Source organism: Streptomyces sp. NPDC002446 (assembly GCF_053595675.1).
Genome location: NZ_JBSFYC010000091.1, coordinates 1 through 25,716, shown reverse-complemented (window position 1 = coordinate 25,716; position 25,716 = coordinate 1). Strand labels below are relative to the sequence as shown.

The 25,716-nt window shown below is 71.4% G+C and carries 23 protein-coding genes and 2 pseudogenes; 10 read left to right on the top strand and 15 right to left on the bottom strand.

What is annotated here, in order from left to right; all coding sequences use genetic code 11:
- Together ACWD6P_RS33095 and rpmF are read right to left on the bottom strand one after the other, a co-directional pair.
- Positions 1–431, bottom strand: a 431-nt coding sequence (locus ACWD6P_RS33095; RefSeq protein WP_451447888.1) for a GTP-binding protein, incomplete at its 3' end; no start/stop codon positions are given.
- Between the two features lie 9 nt (positions 432–440).
- Positions 441–611: a 50S ribosomal protein L32 gene (rpmF, locus tag ACWD6P_RS33090; RefSeq protein WP_006601600.1), complete on the bottom strand. Its 171-nt coding sequence runs from the start codon at positions 609–611 to the stop codon at positions 441–443.
- A 276-nt stretch (positions 612–887) separates the two neighbouring features.
- Here rpmF and ACWD6P_RS33085 point away from each other — a divergent pair, with 276 nt between their 5' ends.
- Entirely contained in the window at positions 888–1,253 is a 366-nt protein-coding gene (locus tag ACWD6P_RS33085; protein ID WP_451447887.1) for a hypothetical protein, read from the top strand.
- A 508-nt stretch (positions 1,254–1,761) separates the two neighbouring features.
- Here ACWD6P_RS33085 and ACWD6P_RS33080 read toward each other — a convergent pair.
- The 10 genes and pseudogenes from ACWD6P_RS33080 to ACWD6P_RS33035 all read right to left on the bottom strand — a co-directional run.
- A pseudogene (locus ACWD6P_RS33080) lies at positions 1,762–2,141 on the bottom strand (trehalase-like domain-containing protein); the annotation flags it as partial.
- A 513-nt stretch (positions 2,142–2,654) separates the two neighbouring features.
- Positions 2,655–3,782, bottom strand: a complete 1,128-nt coding sequence (locus ACWD6P_RS33075; RefSeq protein WP_451447886.1) for a PP2C family protein-serine/threonine phosphatase — start codon at positions 3,780–3,782, stop codon at positions 2,655–2,657.
- A gap of 82 nt (positions 3,783–3,864) precedes the next feature.
- Positions 3,865–4,290, bottom strand: coding sequence for a luciferase domain-containing protein (locus tag ACWD6P_RS33070; RefSeq protein ID WP_451447885.1), 426 nt, complete (start codon positions 4,288–4,290; stop codon positions 3,865–3,867).
- 400 nt (positions 4,291–4,690) lie between these two features.
- Positions 4,691–4,864 (bottom strand): annotated as a pseudogene (locus ACWD6P_RS33065) (CGNR zinc finger domain-containing protein); the annotation flags it as partial.
- Between the two features lie 116 nt (positions 4,865–4,980).
- The gene (locus ACWD6P_RS33060; RefSeq protein WP_451447884.1) at positions 4,981–5,733 is read right to left on the bottom strand and encodes an SDR family oxidoreductase; all 753 of its coding nucleotides are present in this window, start codon (positions 5,731–5,733) and stop codon (positions 4,981–4,983) included.
- A gap of 266 nt (positions 5,734–5,999) precedes the next feature.
- The gene (locus tag ACWD6P_RS33055; protein ID WP_451447883.1) at positions 6,000–6,920 is read right to left on the bottom strand and encodes a helix-turn-helix transcriptional regulator; all 921 of its coding nucleotides are present in this window, start codon (positions 6,918–6,920) and stop codon (positions 6,000–6,002) included.
- 317 nt (positions 6,921–7,237) lie between these two features.
- On the bottom strand, positions 7,238–8,761 hold the full coding sequence (gene exaC / locus ACWD6P_RS33050; protein WP_451447882.1) for an acetaldehyde dehydrogenase ExaC: 1,524 nt from the start codon (positions 8,759–8,761) through the stop codon (positions 7,238–7,240).
- A gap of 138 nt (positions 8,762–8,899) precedes the next feature.
- Positions 8,900–10,201 (bottom strand): GAF domain-containing protein, encoded by a 1,302-nt coding sequence (locus ACWD6P_RS33045; RefSeq protein ID WP_451447881.1) that lies wholly within the window; start codon positions 10,199–10,201, stop codon positions 8,900–8,902.
- A 91-nt stretch (positions 10,202–10,292) separates the two neighbouring features.
- The gene (locus ACWD6P_RS33040; RefSeq protein ID WP_451447880.1) at positions 10,293–11,273 is read right to left on the bottom strand and encodes a DUF6114 domain-containing protein; all 981 of its coding nucleotides are present in this window, start codon (positions 11,271–11,273) and stop codon (positions 10,293–10,295) included.
- Complete coding sequence (locus ACWD6P_RS33035; protein ID WP_451447889.1) at positions 11,264–11,773, bottom strand: DUF6230 family protein; 510 nt, start codon at positions 11,771–11,773, stop codon at positions 11,264–11,266. The genes ACWD6P_RS33040 and ACWD6P_RS33035 overlap by 10 nt, the downstream gene beginning before the upstream one ends.
- A gap of 238 nt (positions 11,774–12,011) precedes the next feature.
- Between ACWD6P_RS33035 and ACWD6P_RS33030 the strand changes: the two genes are divergently transcribed.
- Complete coding sequence (locus tag ACWD6P_RS33030) at positions 12,012–12,668, top strand: TetR/AcrR family transcriptional regulator (RefSeq protein ID WP_451447879.1); 657 nt, start codon at positions 12,012–12,014, stop codon at positions 12,666–12,668.
- Positions 12,669–12,748: 80 nt separating this feature from the next.
- On the opposite strand, the gene ACWD6P_RS33025 is transcribed toward ACWD6P_RS33030, so the two are convergent.
- A complete protein-coding gene (locus ACWD6P_RS33025) occupies positions 12,749–14,029 on the bottom strand; it encodes a glycoside hydrolase family 18 protein (RefSeq protein ID WP_451447878.1) in 1,281 nt (426 codons plus the stop codon).
- Between the two features lie 351 nt (positions 14,030–14,380).
- Here ACWD6P_RS33025 and ACWD6P_RS33020 point away from each other — a divergent pair, with 351 nt between their 5' ends.
- The 3 genes from ACWD6P_RS33020 (at position 14,381) to ACWD6P_RS33010 (ending at position 17,969) form a co-directional block, all read left to right on the top strand.
- A complete protein-coding gene (locus ACWD6P_RS33020) occupies positions 14,381–15,553 on the top strand; it encodes an acyl-CoA dehydrogenase family protein (RefSeq protein ID WP_451447877.1) in 1,173 nt (390 codons plus the stop codon).
- Positions 15,554–15,741: 188 nt separating this feature from the next.
- Entirely contained in the window at positions 15,742–16,875 is a 1,134-nt protein-coding gene (locus ACWD6P_RS33015) for a hypothetical protein (protein ID WP_451447876.1), read from the top strand.
- Positions 16,872–17,969, top strand: coding sequence for a phosphotransferase family protein (locus tag ACWD6P_RS33010; protein WP_451447875.1), 1,098 nt, complete (start codon positions 16,872–16,874; stop codon positions 17,967–17,969). Before ACWD6P_RS33015 ends, ACWD6P_RS33010 begins: the two co-directional genes overlap by 4 nt.
- Before the next feature lie 37 nt (positions 17,970–18,006).
- Here the strand turns inward: ACWD6P_RS33010 and ACWD6P_RS33005 are convergent, their stop codons facing one another.
- Positions 18,007–18,426: a hypothetical protein gene (locus tag ACWD6P_RS33005; protein WP_451447874.1), complete on the bottom strand. Its 420-nt coding sequence runs from the start codon at positions 18,424–18,426 to the stop codon at positions 18,007–18,009.
- A gap of 209 nt (positions 18,427–18,635) precedes the next feature.
- Here ACWD6P_RS33005 and ACWD6P_RS33000 point away from each other — a divergent pair, with 209 nt between their 5' ends.
- From ACWD6P_RS33000 to fxsA, 5 genes are all read left to right on the top strand, one after another.
- Entirely contained in the window at positions 18,636–19,076 is a 441-nt protein-coding gene (locus ACWD6P_RS33000) for an Lrp/AsnC family transcriptional regulator (protein WP_077194248.1), read from the top strand.
- A gap of 56 nt (positions 19,077–19,132) precedes the next feature.
- Positions 19,133–20,800 (top strand): amidohydrolase, encoded by a 1,668-nt coding sequence (locus ACWD6P_RS32995; RefSeq protein WP_451447873.1) that lies wholly within the window; start codon positions 19,133–19,135, stop codon positions 20,798–20,800.
- 532 nt (positions 20,801–21,332) lie between these two features.
- Positions 21,333–23,015 carry an apolipoprotein N-acyltransferase gene (gene lnt / locus ACWD6P_RS32990; RefSeq protein ID WP_451447872.1) on the top strand — a complete coding sequence of 561 codons (1,683 nt, stop codon included), beginning with the start codon at positions 21,333–21,335 and terminating at the stop codon, positions 23,013–23,015.
- Complete coding sequence (locus tag ACWD6P_RS32985; RefSeq protein WP_451447871.1) at positions 23,012–23,767, top strand: polyprenol monophosphomannose synthase; 756 nt, start codon at positions 23,012–23,014, stop codon at positions 23,765–23,767. The genes lnt and ACWD6P_RS32985 overlap by 4 nt, the downstream gene beginning before the upstream one ends.
- Before the next feature lie 76 nt (positions 23,768–23,843).
- Entirely contained in the window at positions 23,844–24,416 is a 573-nt protein-coding gene (gene fxsA, locus ACWD6P_RS32980) for an FxsA family membrane protein (protein WP_451447870.1), read from the top strand.
- A gap of 99 nt (positions 24,417–24,515) precedes the next feature.
- Here the strand turns inward: fxsA and ACWD6P_RS32975 are convergent, their stop codons facing one another.
- Positions 24,516–24,893 carry an RNA polymerase-binding protein RbpA gene (locus ACWD6P_RS32975; RefSeq protein WP_026170122.1) on the bottom strand — a complete coding sequence of 126 codons (378 nt, stop codon included), beginning with the start codon at positions 24,891–24,893 and terminating at the stop codon, positions 24,516–24,518.
- Between the last annotated feature and the right edge of the window lie 823 nt (positions 24,894–25,716).

The following is a 25,716-nucleotide window of genomic DNA, read 5'->3' as shown; positions in this document are numbered from 1 at the left end:
AGGAAGTTGGCGGCGTCGACGACGGTGACCATGGTGTCGAGCCTGGCGAGGTCGCCCAGGGTCGCTCCGTCGTCGCGGGGGAAGGCGAAGGTGGCGGCGACGGGCATCGGTTCCGAGATGCCGCTGGACTCGATGAGGAGATAGTCGAAGCGGCCCTCGCGAGCCAGTCGGTCGACCTCTTCGAGCAGGTCATCGCGCAGCGTGCAGCAGATGCAGCCGTTGGTCATCTCGACCAGGCGTTCCTCGGTGCGGGAGAGCGCGGCCTCACCGCCGCGCACCAGGGTCGCGTCGATGTTGATCTCACTCATGTCATTGACGATGACCGCGACGCGCAGGCCCTCCCGGTTGCCCAGGACGTGATTGAGCAAGGTGGTCTTGCCCGCTCCGAGGAAGCCGGACAGGACCGTGACGGGCAGTCGGTGGTGCGTCATTCCGTCGGCTCAGCTCTCCGGACGCAGCAGCCCGCGCTCGTACGCCTTGGCCAGCCGCTGCGGTACGAGGTAGGGGGTGCCGTCGACGGTGACGGGCACGAGCTGGGGAGTCGTGGCCTTCCACTGGGCGCGGCGGTGGCGGGTGTTGCTGCGGGACATCTTCCGCTTGGGTACGGCCATGACGACCTCCTGTATGACTAGGCGACCCCCGCAGGCTATATGAAAATGGATCCCATTTCTAAATTGGTGATGGTGAAGCGGCTCGACTGCCGCACAAGAATCTGAACTCCCCGGGCCGTCAGTTTGCTCCTCCGCCACCTCAAGGAGCGTGCGTGGCATCGGGGTTGAGGGGACTGAAGGTGTCCGTCCGGCCCCGGCGGCCCCCGAGAGGCGCGGCCACTGGCGCCGGGCGCATGATGGGAGGCGGGGACGGGGGTGCACGGAGGAGGTGCAGCCATGCCAGCGACCACCAGGGACGCGGCACCCATCGAGCTCACCGATGGTGAGCTGGAGCTACGCCTGCAAGACATTGGCGGAGGCATGTCCGTCGGCTACATCAGGGCCCCCGCCGGTACAGACCTCGGCCCGGCCCTCAAGGGCATGCCGGACGACCTGTGCCAGTGCCCGCACTGGGGCTTCGTCACCAAGGGTCGGCTGCGAATGCGGACGAAGGAGGGTACGGAGGAGTACCAGGCAGGCGATGCCTACTACTGGGCGCCCGGACACGCCCCCGAGGCGCTGGAGGACACCGAGTTCATGGAGTTCTCGCCGACCGAGGAGTTCCATCAGGTGCTCGAACACATCAAGGGGAACGCCAGCTAGGTTTGGTCCTGGCCGATCGGGTGGCGCACCAGGTTAGCCATTGGCGGTCAGCGGCGATGCGTAGGCGCAGGCACTGAGGTACCGCAGCAGAGAGACAAGCTCACCGGGCTGCTGACGTGCTGGACGAGTGTGAATGCAACCAAAAATGCGATCAGAGAGATCCCATTGTCTTGCCTGGTCAGGTTGCCTTCCTCCGGTCCAACTCCGGACAGTCTGGCGCCTGTTCGCAAGGGTGAGGAAAGTTGTACTGTTGTGCGACAACTGGCATCGGGTCTCGCCCCGGACGTCTACGGAGGTCTGGACCACGGCGTGCCGCATGACCCCCGGGAGTCGGCCTGTTCCCCGGCGTAGCGCCGCCGATGCCGGCGTGAGCAGTTCCAGCACTTCGCCGTCCGTTTTTATCGAGGAGCTGCCTGGTGAGGCGTTCCATCAGCCTGCGGCGGTTTCGCTGCTGGGTGCGGCGATCCGGGTGTGGGCTGGCATTCGCGTGCTCCTCAAGCATCGCATTCGTTCCGCGGACGCACACCACCCGCCGGATCAGCCGGTCGCGGTCGGATGCGCCGGAGTCCGCTACGGGCATGAAGTCCTGGATCTCCCCCAGCCCGTCCTCGGTGAAGAAGCGGGTGATCAGCACATTCGTGTCCGGAAAGTAGAACTGACTGCTTGGTGCTGGCCGGCACGGTAGCAAGCCAGCTCGAATGCCCCTCCCCGGTCCGCGTCCAGGATGGCCGCGAAGACACTCGGGGAGTCGAAGGAGGGGCAGCAGCACCAGTCGATGGTGCCGTCGGTGCCCACCAGCGCCACCGTGCGCAGATTCTCGATCAGGCTGTGCTCAGCGATCGATCGGCAGATACCGGGGGACGGACGTGTGGTGTGCCGGTGCTCCAGACATCGCAGCGCCCTCCCTTTGCTCCCGCCTCTCCTGCTTCGGGCCCTTGCGATCGCACCATCCGGTGGAGATGTGACCTGCTGGGTCAGTTCGCGGTAGGCGTCGCGGCACTCCTCGATCGCGGCATCCATGATCGCGAACCCGAGGGCCCGCCGACGGATCGGTTGCGGCCTTCCGCTTCGGCGCCTCGGATCGGGGATCGGGAAATAGCCACGTCCCTGTACCTCCGGTGTCCTACAAGCGCCGGAGCAGGTGTCTTTTGCGCCCTGGCCGGTTCCAGCCGTTGTGGGAATCCCAGCCGGTGTTCGTTCCGATCGTCCTCAGCCCCCCAGCACCCACCCCCACCACAGAGAACGCAAGATCGAACTGCACAGAGCTGGCTCCCACCCGGCACCGCAATTCTTCATCCCGCAGGTCGGCACCACAGACGAAGGCAACAATCGCCCTCAGAGGCGCCACCGGCACCCCCCGTCCGGGGCATTCCGCTTCCGGAGCAGACATTCCGCATCGCCTCATGTCCCCGCGGTCGGAAGGCGCTCAAGGGCGACCATGGCGGCGTCGTCGCCCAAGGATCCGCCGGAGTGGGCCATCAGGTCCCCGCACAGGTGGCGCAGTAGGGCCTGAGGCCCGTCACCTGACCAGGACGTCATCCGTTCGGCGAGCGGATAGAAGACGCCTGCCTTGTCGCGCGTCTCGATGATGCCGTCGGTGTAGAGCAGAACGATGTCGCCGACCTCGAAGGGGAAGGACTCCACGACGAAGTCGGACCCGACGAATTCGGTGAGCCCCAGAGGGAGCGCGGGCTGGCTCACCTCCAGCGGTGTGACCTGACCATTGCGCAGCAGCAGTGGCGGCGGATGTCCGCAGTTGACCAAATATAGGACTGATTCCGTGTCAGGGATGTCCAGAATCACCGCGGTGATGAACGTCTCCCCCTGGTCGGCGCGCTCGTCCTGGGGAGCGCCGGGGTCCGTCAGGTCGGAGGAGGCCACTGCATCGAGGTGCGCGACCAGGGCCGGTAGCTCCGCCTGCCGGTGGGCGGCGCCACGAAAGGCGCCGAGGACGAGGGCGGCGTCCCCGATGGCCTCCAGCCCTTTGCCCCGTACGTCTCCGATGATGATCCGCGTACCGCGGGCGGTGCGGGCGACGGCATAAAGGTCACCGCCGATCTGCGCCTCGGCCTCTGCTGCGAGGTAGACCGACGCGATGCGCAGCGGGCCGATCCGCTCCGGAGGAGGCCGCAGCAGCACATCCTGGGTCGCCTTCGCCACCCATCTGAGCTGCGTCAGTTCACGCTCGTGCCGTTCTCGGCGATACGCCATGAAGGTCACGAACGCTGAGATCAGGATCAGGGCGGTGATCTGGAGGGAGTGGTTGAGGTCCGTCAGGCTGGTGCGCACAGCGGCCACGACCGCTTGGGCAAGGACGGCCATCACGCCGACGAATGCCGTCATCCGCGGGCCGGCGAACGACGCCGTGATGGCGGGAGCGGCGACGAGGAAGGGTCCGAGGTGTACGTCTGGCGGGGCGAGGATGTCGACGACCGTGACGATCAGGATGAGCAGGAGCGGCACAGCTACCAGCGCACGGTTCGCCTGCCCCTGCCGTCGATGAGCCCCGTGGAGCCGCCAAAGGTCCATGCCTCCTGCATACACCACGCGGGAGCCGGCACTCCCGATGCCATGCCAGCCGTCGGCACGGCAACCGAGGGCGCCTTCCCCGCTACCTCCTACACCCGCCGAAGGCCCGCTGTGACCAGCGGGTGGGCTGGCGACGGGACGCCTGCGAAGCGCCCCGGGTGCAGGGATCCGTTCGAGCTGATTCGGCCGCCCCCTGCTGGTTCCCGGTTGCCAGCAGTGCGGCACTGACGAGCGTGGCGAGCAGGTCGATGTCGGAGCCCGTTTCGAGCCGGACTGTGATCCATCCGGATGCCGCGGACAGCTTGAGGGCGCTGGAATTCCGCAGCGCCGGACGCAGCCTGTCGATCATGGCGTGTGTCAGGTGTACGTCGACCTCGTTGTCGCCGTGGAAGTGCACGATTTCCTGGGCTCCGGCGCACAGGCAATCCCGTGCTCCGCAGCACGCACGCCCCCGTGAGAGGGCCGGCCAGTCGGAGAGACGGACGTTCGCGTGTTCGGCCAGGTTCATGCGCTCAGCCTGCCCGACCCCGGCCCGAGAGCACAGAGTCGCGACGGACAACATCTGGGAGTCGAATGCCTCAGATGAGCCGTCAGAAGCATGGAAAATACTTGGACTTCTTCATGCCTTCAAAGCCAGTTTGAGACGGCGTTCGGCCGCGGTCGGCGTGTGCGTGTGTGGCATCGCCGTCGGGGCCGGCGCCTCTGTGAGCCCAGCCCTCACCGCCTTGCTGCACAAACTGCTCCATGGGGCGCGCGAAGCTTCGCGCTCGGCGTGGCCGTGATCATTAGAGGTGACCGCCGGTGGCTAGACCGTCCTCCGTCGGCTCTCCGATAGGGGCGGAGCCAGCCAATGCTTGCGAACAATTGATCGTTCTGTTCAGAGGTACTGACTGAGCGGAGCGCCGGAGTTATGACTCGGCCGCACTGTTGCGGGTGCGCTGGTAGTGGCGCCTTGCCTTCATGCGGTTGCCGCAGACGGCCATGGAACACCGGCGGCCCTTGTTGGCGTCCAGGGGTGCCACGCGGCATACCACGCAGTACCTCAGGCGGTATGAAGCGTTCAGTCCTGGTGGACGACGTTCGTGCCGGGGCCGCCGGAGCGACGCGGGCGGCGGACGCCCCGCGGCAGTCGGTGCACGGGCGCCGGTATTCCGGGCTGGTAGGAGCAGCGAGCCGGCGGCGTTGATCTGCCGTCGCTCTAACGCTGCCTGGTCGGGCGGATGACAAGCTCGTTGACGTCCACGCCGGGCGGCTGCCCGATCGCGTAGGAGATGGCGTCGGCGATGCTGTCCGGCGGGATGGAGTCCGCCCGGTACGCCCGCATCGCCTCCCTCGCGACCGGGTCGGTGATCGAGTCGGCCAGCTCGGACTCCACGACACCGGGGGAGACCGTCGTGACGCGGATGCTCGGGTCGAGCTCCAGGCGCAGGCCCTCGGTGATGGCCCAGGCGGCGTACTTCGTGGCGCAGTAGACCGCCGCCGTCGGTACTACCTGGTGCGCGCCGATCGAGGCGACGGTGACGAAGTGACCACCGTGCTGCCGCTGGAAGTGCGGCAGCGCAGCGGCGATCCCGTGCAGCAGGCCGCGCACATTGACATCGACCATCCGGTCCCACTCGCGGGTCAGCAGGGCGTCCAGCCGCGACAGTGGCATCACGCCGGCGTTGTTGACGATCACGTCGATCCGGCCGTGGCGTTCGGCGGCGGCGTCCACGAACGCGGCCACGTCGTCACGGTCGGTCACGTCGAGACGGTGCACGTCCGCCTTTCCGCCCGCGGCCTCGATCTCGTGCGCGACCTCTGCAAGGTGGTCCTCACGGCGAGCGCCCATCACCACCTGGTGGCCTTCACGGGCGAGCCGGAGTGCGGTGGCCCGGCCGATGCCGCTGCTCGCGCCGGTGATCAGGACGGTTTTGGCAGCGGCGGTCACAGCAGCTTGGGTCGTGGTCATGCGGTCTTCTCCTGGGTGGTGGGGTGGTCGGCGCTGAGGGTGAGCTCGCGCCAGGTGGCGAAGGTCGTCCTGAGCGTGTCGAGGCGGGCCGAGGCGATGGTGGGGTGGGGTGGGGTGGGGGTGTGGTCGTGTGAACGCGACCGGAATGTGAGCCGGAAGGTGAGAAGACGTGGGCGCGGCCACCTGGGTGCGGTTGCGAGGGCGCACGGCGGCATGGCGGCATGGCGCGTCGGCGGCCGACGCGCAGGAAGACGGGGAATGGGGAATCAGGACGTGTGTGGGGCCGACGGTGGTCGGTGCTGCGCAGACCCCTGTGAGGTGGTCCCCGGTCGGTGGCGCCGGCCCGTCTCGGCAGGGGCACCGTCGGCGGTGTAGCTGCCGAGCAGGGACAGTGCCTCCTGGGACGGGCTGCCCGGGTCGGCCTGGTAGACGACGAGTTGCTGGCCGGGGGCGCTGTTCACGGTCAACGACTCGTAGTGCAGCGTCAGTTCGCCGACCACGGGGTGGCGGAAGCGTTTGGTCTCATGGGTCTTGTGACGGATGTCGTGACGGGCCCACAACCGGCGGAAGGACTCGCTCTTGAGCGACAGTTCCCCGACCACCTCGACGAGGCGGGGGTCGTTGTAGTCGGTGCCGACGGCCGCGCGCAGTCCGCCTACGGTGTTGGCGGCCGCCCGATCCCAGTCCGGGTAGAAGTCACGCGCGTCCGGGTCGAGGAACACCAGTCGCACCAGGTCATCGCGGTAGGTGTGGCCGTCGAAGAGGGCCGTGCCGAGGGCGTTGGCGGCCAGCACGGTCAGATACCGGTCCAGGACCACGGCAGGTGTCTGCGGCCAGGCCGCCATCATGCTCAGCAGGTGAGGGCTGACGTGCTCGCGCCGGGCAGCCGGGCGCCGCCTCCTGGAGAACGGGAGCGCGAGCCGGTGCAGGTGCGCGGCCGCGTCATCCTCCAGCTCCAGCACCCGGGCCAGCGCATCGACGACCTGGACCGACGGGTGGCGTTCGCGCCCTTGTTCCAGCCGCATGTAGTAGTCGGTACTCACGCCGGCGAGCTGCGCGACCTCCTCGCGGCGCAGTCCCGTCACGCGGCGGCGGCCGTCGGCCGGCAGACCGAGGTCCTCGGGCCGGAGCAGCTCGCGGCGGGCCCGCAGGAACTGCCCGAGCAGGTTCTCCGTGTCGGTGTCCATGACCACGAGGCTAGGCCGGTAACGGCGGTCGGCACGAGCTCCGAGGGTGGGCGGGATACTCCCACCCTCCGAACTCCGGCGCCGACGGGGACGGTGCCCTCCGAACTCCGGACGCCGAAGGGGACGGGCGTGGGCTGCTGCGACGGGCCCGAGGGGGCCACGCTGCTGGCACGATGAACGGGATCGAGTCCGAACGGCACGATCCCGTTCATCGGTGGGGCGTCCGTCACCTGGGCCCTGGGCCGCTTCGCGAGCCGGTACCGCGACCGCTTCCAGGTCAGGCGCCTTTTTTCGTGGACCTAGTGGACCTAGTGGACCTAGAAGAAGCCCAGCTTCTTCGGCGAGTACGACACCAGCAAGTTCTTCGTCTGCTGATAGTGGTCCAGCATCATCTTGTGCGTCTCCCGGCCGATGCCGGACTGCTTGTAGCCGCCGAAGGCGGCGTGGGCGGGGTAGGCGTGGTAGCAGTTGGTCCAGACGCGGCCGGCCTGGATGGCGCGGCCGGCGCGGTAGGCGGTGGAGCCGTCACGGGTCCAGACGCCTGCGCCGAGGCCGTACAGCGTGTCGTTGGCGATGCTGATCGCGTCGTCGAAGTCGGTGAAGGGGGCCACCGCCACCACGGGGCCGAAGATCTCCTCCTGGAAGACCCGCATGCCGTTGTTGCCTTCGAGGATCGTCGGGCGGACGTAGTAGCCGCCCTCCAGTTCGCCGCCCAGTTCGGCGCGGGTGCCGCCGGTCAGGATGTGGGCGCCCTCCTTCTGGCCGATGTCCAGGTAGGAGAGGATCTTCTCCAGCTGGTCGTTGGAGGCCTGGGCGCCGATCATGGTGTCGGTGTCCAGGGGGTGGCCCTGGACGATCTTCTCGGTGCGGGCCACGCCGGCGGTCAGGAAGTCGGCGTAGTGGCCGTGCTGGATCAGGGCCCGGGACGGGCAGGTGCACACCTCGCCCTGGTTGAGGGCGAACATGGTGAAGCCCTCCAGCGCCTTGTCGCGGAAGTCGTCGGCCGCCGACGAGACGTCGTCGAAGAAGATGTTGGGGCTCTTGCCGCCGAGTTCGAGGGTCACCGGGCGCAGGTTCTCGGATGCGTACTGCATGATCAGGCGGCCGGTGGTGGTCTCACCGGTGAAGGCGACCTTGGCGACCCGCGGGCTGGAGGCGAGCGGTTTGCCGGCCTCCACGCCGAAGCCGTTGACGATGTTGACCACGCCCGGCGGCAGCAGGTCCGCGACCAGGCTCATCCAGAAGTGGACGGAGACGGGGGTCTGTTCGGCGGGCTTCAGGACCACCGCGTTGCCGGCGGCCAGCGCGGGGGCGAGCTTCCAGACCGCCATCAGGATGGGGAAGTTCCAGGGGATGATCTGGGCGACCACCCCGAGCGGTTCGTGGAAGTGGTACGCGACGGTGTCCTCGTCGATCTCCGACAGGGAGCCCTCCTGGGCGCGCAGGGCGCCCGCGAAGTAGCGGAAGTGGTCGATGGCGAGGGGGATGTCGGCCGCCAGGGACTCGCGTACGGGCTTGCCGTTCTCCCAGCTCTCGGCGACCGCGAGGGCCTCCAGATGCTGCTCCATCCGGTCGGCGATCTTGTTCAGGACGAGGGCGCGGTCGGCGGCGGCGGTGCGGGCCCAGCCGGGCGCGGCGGCGTGCGCGGCGTCCAGGGCCCGCTCGACGTCCTCGGCGGTGCCCCGTGCGACCTCGGTGAACGGCTGCCCGTTGACCGGCGTCGGGTTCTCGAAGTACCGGCCCAGTACGGGCGCCACGAACTCGCCGCCGATCCAGTGGTCGTATCGCGGCAGGTACGTCATGACGGCATCGGCGGAACCCGGGCTGGCGTAACGGGGCATGCGGCGGCCTCCCAATCGCTTGCGGCACCAAGCCCGCCACTGTGGTGCGGCGGACCTCGTGCGCAGGCTAGAGCGGCCGAGGTTGCACGGACGTTGCTCCCCACTGCCTGAAGGGCGTGGGCGGGGGCACCCTCAGCGTCAGCTGGGGGAGTATCCCCACCGCGCGGCCGGTGGCACCCCCGTTGCTCCGGCGTTCAGACCGTATGCGGCGCGCAGCCGGTCGGCCGTGGCCCGTGGCGCGGTGCGGGCGGGGGAGTGCCGGGGGAGGGCGCTGACGAGGGCCTCGAAGACCGCCAGGTCGTCCTCGCCCCAGGGGGTGCGCGACCACTCGCGCAGCAGCTCGGGGTCGCGTGCGGAGAGCAGCGCGCACCGCATCCGGTCCGCCAGCGCCTCGCGCAGCCGCCGTACGCCGGGCGCCTCCGACAGCGGCAGCAGCGGACCGCGGTAGGTGCCCAGCGCGGCGCGCGGATCACCGGCCGCCAGCTGCTCCTCGACCGCGCCGAGATCGGTCTCGACGGGCCGGCTCAGCCGGTACGGACGGGAGTTCAGCAGCGCACCGACGAGCTGCCGCAGCCGGGACAGCTCCGCCCGCAGCGTCACCGGGCGCATCTCGCGCTCGCCGTACAGCAGCAACGACAGCTGATCGCCCGTCAGCCCCGCCGGGTGCCGGGCCAGCAGGACCAGGATCTCGCTGTGCCGGCGCCCCAGCCGCAGCCGCTCACCGTCCATGACCAGCAGCGCCTCGTCCCGGCCCAGCGCCGTCAGGAAGACGCCTGACTCCGGTGTGCCGGAGGCGAGATGGGCCTCCGCGGCGCGGGCCGTGGCCTGTACCAGGGCCAGGCTGTGCGGGCTCGCCAGATGGTCGCCGCCGGTGATGTCGACCGCGCCCAGCAGCCGCCCGGTCCGCGGGTCGTGCAGCGGGGCCGCGGCACAGGTCCAGCGCTGCACCTGCCGGTTGTAGTGCTCGGCCGCGAAGATCTGTACGGCGTGATCGGCGGCGAGCGCCGTGCCCGGGGCGTTGGTGCCGGCGTGCTGTTCGTCCCAGCGGGCGCCGACGACGAAGTTCATCCGCTCGGCGCTGCGCCGCACCCCGTGGTGCCCCTCCACCCAGAGCAGCCGCCCCTGCGGATCGCAGACGGCCAGCAGATGCGCCCCGTCCTGCGCGAAGCTGCCCAGCAGCTCCCGGAAGACGGGCATGGCACGGGCCAGCGGATGGCCGTCGCGGTAGGCGCGCAGCGCGGGCTCGTCCAGCTCGATGGGCGCGGCGCCGTCCGAGGCGGCCCGGGCGTGGGCCGAGCGGCGCCAGGAGTCGGCGACCACTTGGCGCACCGGCGGTGCGATGGTCCCGTCGGCCAGGAACGCCGTATGCGCCCGTCGCACCGTACGGGTGCGCTCGGCCGGGTCGGCACCGGCCTCCAGCGCCAGCCAAGGGTTGACCACGTTTCACCTCTTCAAGAGCGGCTCCTGCCCCCGTACCGCCCGATGGTGCTCGCCGCGGGCCGGGCCGTAAACCCCGCGTGGGCGGGCCGGCTCAGCCACGGGTGCCGCCGCGGACGTCCGCGCGCAGCCGCAGCCCGTCCGCGGTGATCAGGTCCGAGGTGACCAGCGCCTGCTCCGCGGCCACCTCCGTCATGAAGACGAAGGGCGGGACGACCGGCGGTACCGGCAGGGTGTCCGGGGTGAAGGTGAGGCAGACCAGGCCCTCCAGGCAGCCGCTGAACTTGGTGAGGTAGAGCGTGACCTTGCCCCTGAGGGTCAACGCATCGGCGCTCAGGGTGAGTTCGGGTCCGCCGTCGCGGGTGGTGAGGCGGTAGTCGGTGAGCGAGGCGGCCCTCATCCGCAGCACCATCGCCTTGACGGGGCCGTGCGCCGTCGGCACCTCTTCGACCCCGGCCAGCGTGAACCCCTGCGGAGCGAACATCGTGGTGGTGACGGTCGGCGGATGCGGGGGCGCCGGGATGCCGGGGGCGGCCGCGCGGGCCTTGTGCGCCGGGCCGCCGACGGCCAGCAGCAGGGCGACCGGCAGCCCGACGGCGAGCGCCCTGGCGCCGGTGCCGCCGCCTGCCGCCGCCGCGTCCGGCGGGCCGGCAGACGTCCGCTCCCGGGCCCGCCCCGGCGTCCAGCCGAAGCCCATCGCGCTCCCCGCGATGCCCAGCCCCATGCCCACCAGAAAGCCGCCGAGGTTGGTCGCCGCGAAGGAGAGCACCGACAGGATCAGCGCATTGATGCTCACGTAGTGGTGCGCGGCCGGCGCGCACCACAGGAACAGCCCCGCGACGATCAGCGCCAGCCCGATCCCCAGCGCCGCCAGCCCGCCGAGCCCCAGGCTCACCAGCACGGTCAGCGGCGACAGTGGCACCAGCAGCAGTTCCGCCCCGCCGAGTACCAGCAGCAGCCCGGCCCAGAACGGCCGGGTGCGCCGCCAGCGTCGCAGCGCCGCGCGCCGGTCCGGCCAGGGCAGCCGGTGCTCCAGCCAGGCGCCGCACCGGGCACGCCGTGCGCTCAGAAGCACTTCGCGCCGTCCAGGCTCACGCTCACCCGCAGCCCCTTGAGGCGGAAGTTGCCTCCGGTGGCGGACCAGGCGTGCGACCTGACGCCCGCGACCTCGATGTCACCGGCCTGCAGGCCGAACTTTCCCTTCGGCCCTCGGACGCCCGGTACGGAGTCCAGCGAGGCGGCGTCCCGGCCGATCTGGGCGGTGCCGAAGCGGGCGTCGCCGACCAGGTCCTCACCGTCGATGACCAGGCTGTCGGCGCTCACCGGACCCGCCTTGCCGCCCGCGGTCAGCTTGAACACCACCGTGCCCACCGGCGTCTTGACCTGCGCCGACTGGCAGATGTCGGTGAGCGACGCCTTGCCGATGCCCAGCAGCGCCACCGGATGGCCGCGTCCGTCGGCGTCGCGGTCGGTGTGCACGTAGGAGGCGAGACCGTTGCTGGTGAGCTTCCCCGACGCCACCTGGAAGTGGGTGCCGGAGACGGCGAACGACGCGGCCAGCGCGCCCTGCGCCATCACCGTGGCCAGCGCTCCCACGGCGAGCACGGCGGGCAGCGCCACCACGGCGGTCTTCTTCCAGGAGGTTCGCCCCTCGGGCGAGGTGTCCGTCCTTGAGTTCACTGCGTCCTCCCCGGGGCAGCGGTCGAATGCACGAGGGAAGTGCTTCAGGCGCCCTGCGGAATGGCCCGGCCGCAGTTGATGACGCTCTGTCATACTGCGCAAAACTCTTGGCAGTTGGAGACTAGGGCGGATTTTGAATAAGAGTCAACAGCGGGAACGGGGCGGCTCGCCGGCCGTCCGCGGCACCGTGCGCTCACGGGCGCGTCGCGCCGAACTGATAGCCACCGGGCGGAAGTTGTTCGCCGACACCTCCTACGACGCACTGTCCATGGACGACATCGCACGTCAGGCCGGGGTCGCCAAGGGCTTGATCTACTACTACTTCACCAGCAAGCGCGGCTACTACCTCGCGGTCATCGAGGACGCGGTCGCCGGACTGGTCGAGCGGGCCGCCGGCACCCAGGACCTGCCGCCCGTCGAACGCGTCCAGCGCACCGTCGACGGCTATCTGCGCTACGCCCAGCACCACCAGGCCGCCTACCGCACCATCGTCACCGGCGGTGTCGGCTTCGACGCCGAGGTGATGGCGATCCGCGACACCGTACGCACCCGGCTGCTCGGCACCATCGCCCTCGCCGCCTGGGGCCGCGAAGACCTCCCGCCGCTCGCCCGCACCGTGCTGACCGGCTGGCTCTCCAGCGTCGAGGGCGTCACCCTCGACTGGATCGCGGGCCAGGAGCTGCCCCGCGAGACGGTGGCCGCGCTGCTGGTGCGCGGCCTGGGCGACACCCTGCGGCTGATCGAGGAGTACGAACCGGGCTGCCCGGCCCCGGCCCGGCCGCCCGCCTGAGCTCCGCCCGGCCCGGCGGTCGTACGGCGAACGGGCGGGAGGCCGATGCCTCCCGCCCGTCGATCCGCCTTCCGCCGCGGCTACCTGATCGCCTTGATCAGCTCGCCGTTGGCGGTGTCACCGCTCAGTTCCCAGAAGAACGTGCCGCCCATGCCCTGGGCGTCCTTGAAGGCCATCTTCGTGCCGATGGTCTCCGGGGTGTCATAGCTCCACCACTGGTCACCGCACTTGGCGTAGGCGGTGCCGCCCACCTTCCCGGTGGCCGGGCAGCGCGCCTTGATCACCTTGTAGTCGTCGATCCCGGCCTCGTACTTGCCCTGCGCCGCGCCGGTCGCCGTACCGCCCGGCGCGTCCTGGGTGACGCCCGCCCAGCCGCGGCCGTAGAAGCCGATGCCCAGCAGCAGCTTGTTCGCCGGGATGCCCAGGCCCTTGAGCTTGGCGGTGGTGTCGGTGGCGTTGAAGCCGGCCTTCGGGATGCCGTTGTACGACGAGAGCGGGGAGTGCGGCGCCGTCGGTCCCTTGGCGTCCCAGGCGCCGAAGTAGTCGTACGTCATCGGGTTGTACCAGTCGACGTACTGGGCCGCGCCCGCGTAGTCGGCGGCGTCGATCTTGCCGCCGTCCGAGGCGTCCGCGGTGATCGCCGCGGTCACCAGATTGTTCTGGCCGAACTTCGCCCGCAGCGCCTTCACGACCTTGGTGAAGGCGTCCTTGCCGCTGGTGTCGCAGGTCAGACCGCAGGCGTTGGGGTACTCCCAGTCGACGTCGATCCCGTCGAAGACATCCGCCCAGCGCTTGTCCTCGACCAGGTCGAAGCAGGACTGCGCGAAGGCGTCCGGGTTCCTGGCGGCCTCGGTGAAGCCGCCGGACCAGGTCCAGCCGCCGAACGACCAGATGACCTTGAGGTCGGGGTGCAGCTTCTTGAGCTTCCTGAGCTGGTTGAAGTTGCCGCGCAGGGCGCCCTGGTCCCAGGTGTCCGCCTTGCCGTCGACACTCTGGTCGGCGGTGTAGGCCTTGTCGTAGTCGGCGTAGGAGTCGCCGATGGCGCACTTGCCGCCCTGGACGTTGCCGAAGGCGTAGTTGATGTGCGTCAGCTTGGCCGCCGAGCCCGATGTCTCGATGTTCTTGACGTGGTAATTCCGGTCGTAGACACCCCAGTTGGTGAAGTATCCGACGACCTTGGCGCCCGCTGCGGCCGGCTGTGCCGCGGTCGTGCCGGCCGCGGACGGGCCCGGTGCGGCGGGGGCGCCGGGCTGGGCGCTGGCCGGTCCGGCGAGCAGGGTGCCGGCCAGCGCCGCCGTACACAGCGCGGTGACGGCGGCGATCACTGCGCGCGGTGATCGCATCCGGTGCGGTCTGAGCATGTCGTCTCCTCGGAGGGGGGCGAGGGTGGAGCCTGACCTGCGTTCCGAATTGGCATGAACGCGTTGAACGTTGGAGGAGAAGGTAGAAGGACTAGACCAGTGAGTCAATGGTTCGGACCAATTTCCCGGCCGGTGGGCAAAGGCGTGCCCGGCGGGCCGGATCTCCGCATCCGGTGATGATCAACCCGTGACGCCGGGCCTCCGATCGGGCATACTCCTAGCGCCACAGTCGCAGGTCATCGCCTTCCGAGACCCGGAACGCGATCATCGGCCTGGCACTACGGAAACCGGCGCCGCCGCCCAACCCCGCGCGCGCGTCGCCGCAGCGCCCGACAGGGAGGAGAGCGCCGCATGACCGAGTACGGCCCCCGGCCGGTGGATCGCAGGCTGCCCACGGAGGAAGCCCGTGACCTGCTGACTCTCGTACGCGAGCTCGCCGAGCGCGAGATCAGGCCCGCGGCCGCCGAGGAGGAGGACGCCGGCCGCTTCCCCCGCGAGCTCTTCACCCTGCTCTCGGAATCCGGCCTGCTCTCCCTGCCCTACGACGAGGAATTCGGTGGCGGCGGCCAGCCCTACGAGGTCTACCTCCAGGTCCTGGAGGAGCTCGCGGCGGCCCGGCTGACCGTCGGCCTCGGCGTCAGCGTCCACACCCTCGCCTGCCACGCCCTGGCCGGCTACGGCACCAAGCAGCAGCGCGCCGAACACCTCCCCGACATGCTCGGCGGCGGCCTCCTCGGCGCCTACTGCCTCTCCGAGCCCTCCTCGGGCTCCGACGCCGCCTCGCTGACCACCCGCGCCACCCGCGAGGGCGAGACCTGGACGCTGGACGGCACCAAGGCCTGGACCACCCACGGCGGCGTCGCCGACTTCTACACCGTCCTGGCCCGCACCGGCGGCGACGGCGCCCGCGGTATCACCGCCTTCCTGGTCCCCGGCGACGCCGAGGGGCTGAGCGCCGCCGCCCCCGAGCGCAAGATGGGCATGAAGGGCTCCCCGACGGCCCAGCTGCACTTCGACGGCGTCCGCATCCCCGACGCCCGCCGCCTGGGCGAGGAAGGCCAGGGCTTCTCCATCGCGCTGTCCGCCCTGGACTCCGGACGCCTGGGCATCGCCGCCTGCGCCATCGGCGTCGCCCAGGCCGCGCTCGACGAGGCGCTCGCCTACACCGCCGAGCGGCGCCAATTCGGCCGCCCCATCGCCGACTTCCAGGGTCTGCGCTTCATGCTCGCCGACATGGCCACCCAGATCGAGGCCGGCCGCGCCCTCTACCTCACGGCCGCCCGGCTGCGCGACGCCGAAGCGCCGTTCTCCAAGGAGGCGGCGATGGCCAAGCTCTTCTGCACGGACACCGCGATGCGGGTGACCACCGACGCCGTCCAGCTCCTCGGTGGCTACGGCTACACCGTCGACTTCCCGGCCGAGCGCTATATGCGCGAAGCCAAGGTCCTCCAGATCGTCGAGGGCACGAATCAGATCCAGCGGATGGTGATCGCCCGCCATCTGGCGGGGCCCGAGTCGCACTGAGACCGGACCGGGGCGGGGGAGGGCCGCCTTCCCCGCCCGTCCCGCTCACCGGCGGCCGGATCCGGCCGCCGGGCACCGTACTTCCTCCCCGGGTCTGGCCGTCCGCCCCTGGCTGACGTACCGTCAACTCCCCGCCGCGGCACCGCACACCGGGCGACGCCCTGCCGACCGCGCGCCAGGAGGAGACCGTGTCCGACCGCCCCATCGCGCTCGACGAGTACCCGATCCACCAGGTCCCGCTGTCCATGCGGCATGTCGCCACCGGCGACCGCAACGCCTACGACCGGTGCATCTTCCACGTCATGGACCACTCCGGACGTGCGCTGCTGATCGCCGGGCTCGGTGTCTACCCCAACACCGGCGTCATCGACGCCTACGCCACGCTCCGCCTCGGCGACCGGCTGCACGCCGTACGGGCCTCCGACGCGCTCACCGACGACCGGCTGGCGCTCACCGTCGGCCCGCTCACCATCACCGTCGAGGAGCCGCTCGCCCGCCTGCGGCTGACCTGCGCCGCGGACCCCGACGACCCGGACGGCCTGGCGTACGACCTGACCTGGACCGCGGCGTTCCCCGCCACCTGGGAGCCGCACCACACCCAGTACCGCGGAGACCGGCTGACGCTGGAGGGCCGGCGGTTCGTCCAGGCGGGCACCTGCACCGGCAGCATCCGCGCCGCGGGCCGGCACCTCGCCGTCACGGCGGGGGAGTGGACCGGCACCCGCGACCGCAGCTGGGGCGTCCGCCCGATCCCCGGCGAGGACACCGGGCGGGCCGGCGAGGAGCTGCGGCCCGAGGGCTTCCACTGGGTCTGGTGCCCGGTGCGCTTCGACGACCGCTTCGTGATGGTCGTCGTCCAGGAGGACGCCGACGGCCATCGCACGCTGAACGAGGCGCTGTTGGTGCGCCAGGGCGTCCCCGACGTCCAACTCGGCTGGCCCCACACCGACATCGGCTACCGCCCCGGCACCCGCCACCCCGAACGCGCGGTGATCCACCTCACCGACCCCCACCGCAAGCCGCTGGAACTCACCGCCGAGATCCTCACCTCCTCCCCGCTGGCCGTCGGCGCGGGCTACCCTCCCGCCGACGACTGGCAGCACGGCACCTGGCGCGGCCGCGGCTGGACCGACCGCCGCAGCTACGACCTCTCCGACCCCTCGGCGCACCCCCTCGCCGCGTACGGGGTCACCGATCACGCCGCCCGCTTCACCCTCGGCGGCCGCACCGGCTACGGCATCTTCGAGCACGGCAGCTTCGGCCGGCACGACCCGTCCGGCTTCACCGGCTACGACTCCGTCGCCCGGGAGGCCGGGGAATGACCGCCGCCCCACGCCCCCGCACCACCACCCGCGACCCCGACGAACTCACCCGAAGGCTCACCGCCTGGCTCGGCACCCGGCTGCCCGGCGCCCGCGCCACCGCCGCGACCGTCCCCGGCTCCAACGGCATGTCCAGCGAGACGCTGCTCTTCGACATCGACCACCCCAGCCCCCCGTCCCGCTCCTGCGCACTGCGGCTCGCCGCCGACCCGGCCGCGTACACCGTCTTCCCCCGGTACGACATGGCCCGTCAGTACCGCACCATGCGCCTGGTCGCCGAGCACAGCGACCTGCCGGTACCGCGCACCCTCTGGCTGGAGGAGGATCCGGCCCACCTCGGCGCCCCGTTCTTCGTCATGTCCCGCGCCACCGGCCGCGTCCCGCCGGACGTCATGCCCTATACGTACGAGGGGAATTGGCTGCACGACGCCACGGACGCGGAACGCGACGCACTGGAGGCCGCGAGCGTCGCGGTGCTGGCCCGACTGCACGACCAGGTCCCCGCCCGAGCCGCCGGCTTCCTGGCCGCCGAGGGGCCGGGAAGCGCCCTGCACCAGCACGTCCAAGCCCAACGCGCCTACTACGCATGGGTGGTTGACGGAAGGCCGCGCTCACCGCTCATCGAGCGTGGCTTCGACTGGCTCGACGATCCCGGCAACTGGCCGACGGACCCCGGCGAGACCGTTCTGACCTGGGGCGACGCCCGGATCGGCAATATCGTCTACGACGGGTTCGAGCCGGCCGCCGTGCTCGACTGGGAGATGGCCGCCCTCGGCCCGCGCGAACTCGACCTGGGCTGGATGATCTACCTCCACCGGTTCTTCCAGGACCTCACGGAGGGCGGCGGACAGCGGGGGCTGCCCGGCTTCCTGCGCCGCGACCGGGTCGAGGCCCGCTACGCCCGGCTCACCGGGCACCCGCCCCGTGACATGGAGTTCCACACCCTGTACGCGGCCCTGCGGCACGCCATCGTCATGCTGCGCGTGGCCTACCGCCGGGTCCACTTCAAGGAGGTCCCGGAACCGGCCGACGCCGATGCGCTGATCCTCCACCGGGACACTCTGGAGGCGATGATCGAGGGCCGCTACTGGTGAGCGCCGCAGCGGCCGTCGGGCGGGTCGAAGGGCGCGCTCAGGCGCCGCGGCGCATCCGCGGCACCCGGATCGGCCGGGTGCCGGGACCGCCGATGTGCGAGAACGGCTGACGGCGCCAGTCCAGGCCCTCCGGGAGCGTCAGCAGCATCGCCGCGTCCTGCTCCTGGGCGTCGAGGGTGTCGTCGGTCTCCGGCGCCTCGGCCACCGGACGGCCGGAGCCCTGGCACACCGTCAGACCGAACGGGTTCCAGGGAGTGGGGCACAGCGCGTGCTCCGGAAGCGTGTCCTCGTCCGCCAGCAGCGCGATGGGCTGGAGGCAGTCGGGGCAGGTCACACGGTAGATCTCAAAGGTGTCGAACGCGTCGTACGCGCCGTCGTCGCCGGAGAAGCCGAGACTGTCGCCCTCCTGGGCGCCGACGTTCGCGGAGTCCTGCTCAAGGCGTCGCATGATGTCCATCCCCCTCGGGTGGGCCGGTCGGACCGCTGACTTCCTGTGACGGGCGGCCCCGGCCACCAGCAGCAATTCCCTTCATGCCGCGCGCATAATCGCAACCGTCCTACGGACGCCGGTTCACCCATGTGGCATTGGTCACACAGACCGGCGCGGAGGTGCCCACGATCCGGCGCGCGGTGCGCATATGCGCCCGCGCGCAGTAGGTTGAACGGGTGGAGGAGTTGGACCGACAAATCGTGGATCTGCTCGTCAAGGACGGGCGGATGAGCTACACCGACCTGGGCAAGGCCACCGGCCTGTCCACTTCGGCGGTGCACCAGCGGGTGCGCCGCCTGGAGCAGCGCGGTGTCATCCGGGGCTATGCCGCCATCGTGGACCCCGAAGCCGTGGGCCTGCCGCTCACCGCCTTCATCTCGGTCAAACCCTTCGACCCCAGCGCGCCGGACGACATCTCCGACCGCCTCGCGGAGGTCCCCGAGCTGGAGGCCTGCCACAGCGTGGCCGGCGACGAGAACTACATCCTCAAGGTGCGGGTCTCCACTCCGCTGGAGCTGGAGCACCTGCTCACCCGCATCCGCACGCTCGCCGGTGTCTCGACCCGCACCACGGTCGTGCTGTCCACGCCGTACGAGGCCCGGCCGCCGCGGATCTGACCGGCAATCGCCCCCCGCGCGCGGAGCGGCCGCCGGCAGGGGCCAGACTGTCCGTTATGAGCGAGCGCACCCCCGACCAGGCCCGGCAGCCAGGCCCCCGCCCAGCCCGTCCCCGCACCGTCCTGCTGCGTGGGGGCGAGGTGCACAGCCCCGCGGACCCCTTCGCCACCGCCATGGTCGTGGAGGGTGACCGGATCGCCTGGGTCGGCGAGGAAGGCGCCGCCGACTCCTTCGCCGAGGGCGTGGACGAGGTCGTCCACCTCGACGGCGCCCTCGTCACCCCGGCGTTCACGGACGCACATGTGCACACCACGGCGACCGGACTCGCGCTCACCGGACTGGACCTGGCCGGTGCCGGCACCCTCGCCGACGCGCTGGAGCGGATCCGTGCGTACGCCGACGCCCGGCCGTCGGACAAGATCCTGCTGGGGCACGGCTGGGACGCCAGCGCCTGGCCGGAGGGGCGCCCGCCGTCGCGCGCGGAACTGGACGCGGCCGCCGGGGGCCGTCCGCTCTACCTCACCCGCGTCGACGTGCACTCCGCGGTCGTCACGACGGCGCTGCTCGACCTCGTCCCCGGCGTCCGCGAACGGTCCGGGTTCGACGCCGGCGGCCCGCTGACCGACGACGCCCACCACGCGGTGCGCCGGACCGCGTACGCCTCCGTCACCCCGGCCCAGCGTGCCGAGGCCCAGGCCGCCGCGCTCGCCCGGGCCGCCTCCCTCGGCATCGGCAGCGTCCACGAGTGCGCGGGGCCGGACATCTCCGGCGAGGACGACCTCCTCGCGCTGCTCGCCCTCGCCCGGGAGGGGAACGGCCCGCGCGTCGTCGGCTACTGGGCCGAGGCGGTCGCATCCGCAAAGGACGCCGAGCGGATCCGCGAGCTCGGGGCGATCGGCGCCGCCGGCGACCTGTTCGTCGACGGCTCGCTCGGCTCGCACACCGCCCATCTGCACGCCCCGTACGCGGATTCCCCCGGCCACACCGGCACCGCCCGGCTCGACGCGGACGCGGTCGCCGCCCATGTCGCCGCCTGCACCGAGGCCGGGCTGCAGGCCGGCTTCCACGCCATCGGCGACGCCGCCCTGACCAGCGTCGTCGACGGCGTACGGGCCGCCGCCGAGCGTCTGGGCACAGACCGGATCCGGGCCGCCCGGCACCGCGTCGAGCACGCCGAGATGCTCACCGAAGCCACCATCGCCGGCTTCGCCGAGCTCGCCCTGACCGCGTCCGTCCAGCCCGCCTTCGACGCGGCCTGGGGCGGGACGGAGGGCATGTACGCCGCCCGCCTGGGCACCGAGCGGGCCCGCACCCTCAACCCGTACGCCGCGCTGCTCAAGGCCGGTGTGCCGCTCGCCCTCGGATCCGACAGCCCGGTCACCCCGCTCGACCCCTGGGGCACCGTGCGCGCCGCGGTCTTCCACCGCACCAAGGCCCATGGCATCTCCGCCCGTGCCGCGTTCACCGCCCACACCCGCGGCGGCTGGCGGGCCGTCGGCCGGGACGACGCGGGCGTCCTGGTACCCGGCGCCCCCGCTGACTACGCGGTCTGGCGCACCGGCGAGCTGCTCGTCCAGGCGCCCGACGAGCGCGTGCAGCGCTGGTCCACCGACCCCCGCTCCGGCACCCCCGGCCTGCCCGATCTCACCCCCGGCAACGACCTGCCGGTCTGCCTGCGCACGGTCGTCGGCGGCCGAACGGTCTTCGGACGGCCGAACGAGTGACATCGCGCGGGCTCGTGCCGTCCCGGCATCCGCTTGCCGCTACTCGCCCCACCAAGGGGCGCCCTCGGCTGACCTGGGACGACGCGAAAACGACGCAGGCGGAGCACCTGTTGACAGCAGGCGGTCGGCGGCCGGTAGGTTCGGCCGAGTCCACCACAGGACGCCCGACCGGGAGACCTCCGCGCAGTCGTCGAACGAAGCTGGGCCATGGGGCGGTGCGCCACTTCGCACACCGCCACTGGGAGCCAGGTCCAGGACCGGAGACACGGCGCGACGGAACGTCTCGGCCGGTCGGCATGGTGCGACCCGGGTGGGGCCCGGACGCTCAGTAGACAACGGCTCTCGGTCGACCCGCAGCCAGCGGGCCCCAGGTCGGCCCGAAGGGCGCCGGGCCCTGATCCGCACCCGCCGCGGCCGCCCACGGTCCTCCGCGCGGCTTTCACCTTTTGTGCACCCCGCATCCGCATGCCCGGCCACCCGATGTACGGTCAGCTCACACCGCACGACCGTCCTGCAGGAAGGCCCGCCGACCGTGCCATCGGGTTCCGACACCACCGAAGAAGCCGCCACCGGCGCCCTGCCCGGCGACCCGGTGCCGACCACCGGGGCCGCCGGGACCGGCGGGACCGTCGTGCCCCCGCGCCCCGGACGGGCCCGGCGGTGCGCCGCACTGGCCCGCCGGGAGGCGCCGCGCACCGGCCTCGCCGCGGTCTTCGGCGTCGCACTCGGCCTCTCCTTCCCGCCGTACGACCTGTGGCCGCTGTCGCTGGCGGCGGTGGCCGCGCTCACGCTGCTGACCCGGGGCCGGACCGCCCGCCAGGGCGCCTGGACGGGCTTCGCGTTCGGGCTGCCGTTCTTCCTGATCCTGCTGAAGTGGCTGCACGTCGTCGGCTGGGACGCGGTGGTGGGCCTCTCGATCGCCGAGGCGCTCTTCATGGCGCTGCTGGGCGCGGCGCTGGCGGTGACGTCCCGGCTCCCCGCCTGGCCGCTGTGGGCCGCCTGTCTGTGGGTCGCCCAGGAGTGGACCCGTGACCGGCTGCCGTTCGGCGGCTTCCCCTGGGGCCGGCTGGCGTTCGCGAACACCGGCTCGCCGTTCACCCCGCTCGCCGCACTCGGCGGCGCCCCGCTGGTGACCTTCGCCGTGGCGCTGTCCGGCGCGCTGCTGGCCGCCTGCGCCGCCACCCTGTGGGGACTGCGCGGCAACCGCTCGCCGCGCCGGGCCGCGGCCGCCCTGGAGGCGTTCGGCCTGGCCGCCGCGGTGGCCGCGGCCGGGGTGCTGGTCCCCGTCCCCACCAAGGCCGACGACACCGTCGACATCGCCGTCGTCCAGGGCAACGTCCAGCAGCCCGGCATGGACTTCCTGGGCCGCCCCATGAGGATCCTCGACAACCACGCCACCGCCACCGAGAAGCTCGCCGCCGACATCGAGGCCGGCCGGGCCAAGAAGCCCGACCTGGTCATCTGGCCGGAGAACTCCTCCGACCTCGACCCGTTCCAGTTCCCGCAGGCCTACGACCGGATCGACGAGGCGGTGAAGGCCATCGGGGTCCCCGTCCTCGTAGGCGCCCTGGTCGACCACCCCTCCAAGGAGGGCTACGTCTTCAACGAGGGCATCGTCTGGGACCCGAAGAAGGGGCCGGGCGCCTCGTACACCAAGCAGCACCCCGTGCCGTTCGGCGAGTACGTCCCCTTCCGGGAGCAGCTCAGCAAGATCATTACGCGCTTCCAGCGGGTGCCCCGCGACTTCTACCCCGGCGACCACACCGGCGTGCTCAACGTCGGCCCCGCCCGGCTCGGCGATGTCATCTGCTTCGAGGTCGCCTACGACGAGATCGTCCACGACACCGTCGGCGCCGGCGCCCGCGCCCTGGTCATCCAGACCAACAACGCCACCTACGGCCGCACCGGCCAGCCCGAGCAGCAGCTGGCGATGTCCAAGCTGCGCGCCGTCGAGCACGGCCGGGCCGTGGTCACCGCGGCCACCAGCGGGATCAGCGCCGTGGTCGCTCCGGACGGCAGGATCACCCACCGGATCCCGGAGTTCACCCAGGGCGTGGTCTCCGCGCGCATTCCGCTGCGGGACGAAACGACGCTCGCCGACCGCGTCGGTGCGGCGCCCGAGTGGGCGCTCGCTATCGTGGGGCTTCTGTCCTGTGCCGCCGCGGTAGCCGGCGGCCGGCGCGGGCGTACGAAGGACGAGAAGGGGCAGCAGTGACAGACGGTCAGCGGCAATACGGACCGCTCGGCACCACGTTGGTGATCATCCCGACGTACAACGAGGCGGAGAACATCAAGCCGGTCGTCTCGCGGGTGCGGTCCGCCGTCCCCGAGGCACATGTGCTCGTCGCGGACGACAACAGCCCCGACGGCACCGGCAAGCTCGCCGACGAACTGGCCGCCGAGGACGACCACGTCCACGTCCTGCACCGCAAGGGCAAGGAAGGCCTCGGCGCCGCCTACCTCGCGGGCTTCCGGTGGGGCATCGACAACGGCTACGGCGTCCTCGTCGAGATGGACGCCGACGGCTCGCACCAGCCCGAGGAGCTGCCGCGGCTGCTCACCGCCCTCAAGGGCGCCGACCTCGTCCTCGGCTCCCGCTGGGTGCCCGGCGGGCGCACCGTCAACTGGCCCAAGTACCGCCAGTTCATCTCCCGCGGCGGCAGTACGTACTCCCGGCTCGCGCTGGACCTGCCGCTGCGCGACATCACCGGCGGCTACCGCGCCTTTCGCGCTAAGACCCTCCAGGGCCTGGGACTGGACGAGGTGGCCTCCCAGGGCTACTGCTTCCAGGTCGACCTGGCCCGCCGCGCCGTACAGGCCGGCTACCACGTCGTCGAGGTCCCGATCACCTTCGTCGAGCGGGAGCACGGCGACAGCAAGATGAGCCGCGACATCGTCGTGGAGGCGCTGTGGCGGGTCACGGCCTGGGGCGTCGGCTCCCGGCTGGACAAGCTCCGCGGCCGCTGACCGGCGGGTCGCACGCCTCGTAGACGATCGCGTACCCCCGGGGGGTCCGGCGGGGCGTGCCAGGCACACTTGAGGCATGACGTTCGGAGCCACCCCATCGACCGGTCCCCACCCGCCCCGGCGCTCACGCGCCCGCCGGTTCGTCCCGTTGGGCGTCGCCGCCTTCATGGTGCTGGAGATCTGGCTGCTGACCCTGGTCGCCGGGGCCACCAACGGCCTGACCGTCTTTCTGCTGCTGGTCGCCGGGGTGATCGTCGGCGGCTATGTGATCAAGCGGGCCGGCCGCCGCGCCTGGCAGAACCTCACCGAGAGCCTGCAGCCGGGCGGCGACCCGACGGCTCCGCCGAAGCCCGCGCCGTCCGGCGGCGGCAGTACGCTCCCGATGGCCGGGGGACTGCTGCTGATGCTGCCGGGGCTGATCTCGGACGTGCTCGGGCTGCTCTGCCTCTTCCCGCCGACCGCGAAGCTGATCCAGCGCCGCACGGAGAAGCTGCTGAACCGGCGGGCGTCCTGCGCGCCGGGTTCGTTCGGGGACGCCTTCCAGCAGGCACGGATGCACCGGCCGGACGGCAAGGTCGTCCAGGGAGAGGTCATCCGCGAAGACGATCAGCCCGCGCCGCGCCGCCAGGACCCGCCGCTGACGGGCTGAGTCCGGGCCGCCCGGCAGCGGGCGGACGCGACAAGGGCCGGGGCCACTGCGAAGTGCAGTGGCCCCGGCCCTTGCGTGCTGCGTGTCGCAGGTGCGCCGTCAGGCGGACTTGCGGTTGCTGTCGCGCGGATGCACGGCAATGTTCATGGTGCCGGAGCGCAGGACCGCCAGCCGCTCGGCCAGCACTTCCTCGAGCTCCTCGCGGGTGCGTCGCTCCATGAGCATGTCCCAGTGCGTACGCGCGGGCTTGCCCTTCTTCTCCTCAGGGCCATCGCCATCCACCAGAAGCGAAGGCGCACCGCATACCTTGCACTCCCACTCCGGCGGAATCTCGGCCTCAACCGAGAACGGCATCTCGAATCGATGTCCGTTCTGGCATGCGTACTCCACCGCCTGGCGCGGGGCCAGGTCGATGCCGCGGTCGGTCTCGTAGCTGGTCACCACGAGTCGCGTGCCGCGGAGAGCTCGCTCACTCATGAATCGTGCCTCCCGGGCTTGTCGCCCACAGGACAGGTGTCGCTGTCGTCGTCATCCGGTCAACGTCCGGTCGGCGGTGAAGATTCCCGAATCGGGATATGAGCCCACCCGTCGCCCACCACCGCCATTGACGGAGGCGCTGTGCGCCGCTGCCTTCCTTCGTGCCGCCCCTTGTTGTACCCACCGGCGCCCGGTTTGTCACATCTGGCAGCAGATGTCACCCAACGCCTTTCATGCTTGAGCGCGCAGTAACGGTCCGCCTGGTGGGCCAAAGGCGTACACTACCGCCCCGCACGCTCTGGGGCTAAATCGCATGGGCTTTCCGCTGCGCTTCCGCTGCGCTTCCGCTGCGCTTCCGCTGCGCTTTGCCTGCGCCCGACGTTTTCGGCTGGCCCGCCGTGGGGGTTTCTCGCCGTTGCGCCTGCGGCGGGCTGGGTGCCGCTGCGCGGGGCTTTTCGGGTGCCGGTGTCGGTCCTCCGGGGCAGGGTGCCCGGACTGCTTCGCTTTACGTCCGGACACCCTGCCCCTCCGGCCCGCCCCCTCCCGTGGGTGGGAGGAGGAAAGGCTGGTGGGGGCGCGCCTCGGTGGTCACCAGCCGGTCGTCTTCCGGGGCCCGGGGGCTTCGCCCCCGGTTTCGGGCCCGCCCCTGCCGCCACGGCACGCGGGACCGGGGCACCCCGGCCCCCTCCTGCCGCAACGGCGATCGGCCACGACGGCGAGGGTCCGGCAGCATCGACGACTACCGATCGATCCCTCACCCACAACGGGAGGGGACGGGCCGGAGGGGTAGGGGTGTGGGACGTAAAGCGAAGCAGTCCCACAC